This window comes from Acinetobacter sp. YH16052 (assembly GCF_013417155.1).
Lineage (GTDB): Bacteria > Pseudomonadota > Gammaproteobacteria > Pseudomonadales > Moraxellaceae > Acinetobacter.
The window spans coordinates 1-1951 of sequence record NZ_VPEO01000117.1 but is presented as its reverse complement, the minus strand read 5'-3'; the positions used below and the strand labels follow the sequence as shown (position 1 = coordinate 1951).

Annotated in this window: 3 protein-coding genes; all 3 read left to right on the top strand. The window is 41.9% G+C overall.

The annotated features are described in order from the left end of the window. On the top strand, window positions 1-576 hold a 576-nt coding region (locus tag FTV42_RS16515), incomplete at its 5' end, for a protein rep (RefSeq protein ID WP_180039222.1). A 2-nt stretch (window positions 577-578) separates the two neighbouring features. After that, window positions 579-755, top strand: coding sequence for a hypothetical protein (locus FTV42_RS16510; protein WP_179995815.1), 177 nt, complete (start codon window positions 579-581; stop codon window positions 753-755). 658 nt (window positions 756-1413) lie between these two features. Further along, on the top strand, window positions 1414-1951 hold a 538-nt coding region (locus FTV42_RS16505; protein ID WP_180039221.1), incomplete at its 3' end, for a protein rep.

Here is a 1951-nt window from a genome sequence, read left to right as displayed (position 1 = left end):
GATTCATGGAAGCGACTGATTGAAACTAAGCGATTTAAGTCAGGTGTAGCAGGTTTTTTAAGAACAACGGAAGTGACCAGGGGGAACGATGGAAAAATGATGGCACATCCGCATTTTCATGCCTTGCTGTTGGTTAAGCCTAGTTACTTCACGATTAATTATATAAAACAAGGCGATTGGGTCGAAATGTGGGCGAAAGCCTTGCGAGCTGACTACTTGCCATCGGTGAACGTGAAAGCCGTAAAAGCCACTTTAGACGAAAAAGGGCGCAAACAACTCGACAAGGCAATCTGTGAAACGCTCAAATACAGCGTAAAACCGTCTGATTTGGCTTTAGAGGGTGATAAGGGTGCTTGGCTGCATGAGATGACCAAACAAGTCCATAAGATGCGTTTTATCGCAACAGGAGGCGTTTTAAAGGGGATTCTCAAGCCTGAAGATGAAATCACCACGGAAGAAATGATTTCGTCCTCTGAGGAAGTACAGGACGTTGGAGAGGGTCGAGTAGCGTTTCAGTTCAAACCTGAATATCGCCGATATGTCTATGCACCCAAATTCAATGAATATGCGGAGTGATCATGGATACAGAAAAAAACCGACGTTTGGAACGAGTCTTTTTGAACAGATCAGACCGTGAATATTACGACCTAGAAATTACAGAAGAACATCAGCAGCTCTATGATCAATACGTTTCAGGGGAATTAAGCGACCAAGAATTTGAAGATGGTTTAAAGAGATTAATTCCACGATCTTAGTCACGACTAAACGCCAAAAAACAAAAATCGCTATGGCAGGATAGGCAATCGTTTAACGAATTTCAGTTTTGTATGACAAATCCCGAAGGGCGCACTTACCCATTTTTTCGTTTCACTCAAAAACGGACGTTGCGTAAGGGGTTCGACCCCTTAACCCCAAGAACGCCAAAAATGAAAAATTGGAAATTTTCCCTTTTTGGCGTTTCGCACCCATTGGATTTTTTCCAATGGTAAAGTGCGCCCTTCATGTTATTTCGGGAAAAGCCGAACGAGTGTCTACGAGTGACGACCCCATCATAAAAATTCCAAAACCTTTCTTCCTTGATTACAAGCTCCCATAAAAATTCTAAGCGGGAAAAACCGAGCAAAGCGACGACCCGATTTTTGTTTCTCGAATGAGAAACGCGGAAGCGTGCATTACTGAAAAATCATCACGAATTGGCTAGGGGTGAAAAATCAAAAAAAAGGCATCTGAAAAGGGGGCAAAAATGGGGATTTTTGGGGTGTTTTTCCTTGTATTTATTATTAAGGGATAACTTCGATATTAAAAATGTGGCTCTATGCCTTGTGTGGCGTGGCTTTTAGCATGGTTTGACAGATAGATAAAAAGCCCGTAAATTTTGAGGTGCGATCCAACAAAACTTAAACGAGCTTTTTAATGACTCAATCTTGCCATAATTCCGATCTTGGAATCAATTTTTTAACAGAAATTTCACCTCATGAAGTTTCTTGGGATGAACATCGCTCCGATGCTGAATCCGTTAAAATTCTCTATAACTACTCCGTTGAACTCTCAAAATATGCAGACCGAATTAACGGCTGTTCAGGTATTTTGAAATTTGGAGTTAATCCCGATCAGGGAAAATTGGTTCTCAAGCAAGCATTTTTTTGCCGTGTCCGTCATTGTCCTGTATGTCAGTGGCGCAGATCTCTACTCTGGAGGGCAGTTATGTTTCAGCAATTGCCAAATATTCAGGAACGCTTTCCTACCCATCGTTGGGTATTCCTAACTCTGACTGTGAAAAATCCGCCTGTTACCGAATTGCGTGACACTTTGAAGCACATGAATGATTCATGGAAGCGACTGATTGAAACTAAGCGATTTAAGTCAGGTGTAGCAGGTTTTTTAAGAACAACGGAAGTGACCAGGGGGAACGATGGAAAAATGATGGCACATCCGCATTTTCATGCCTTGC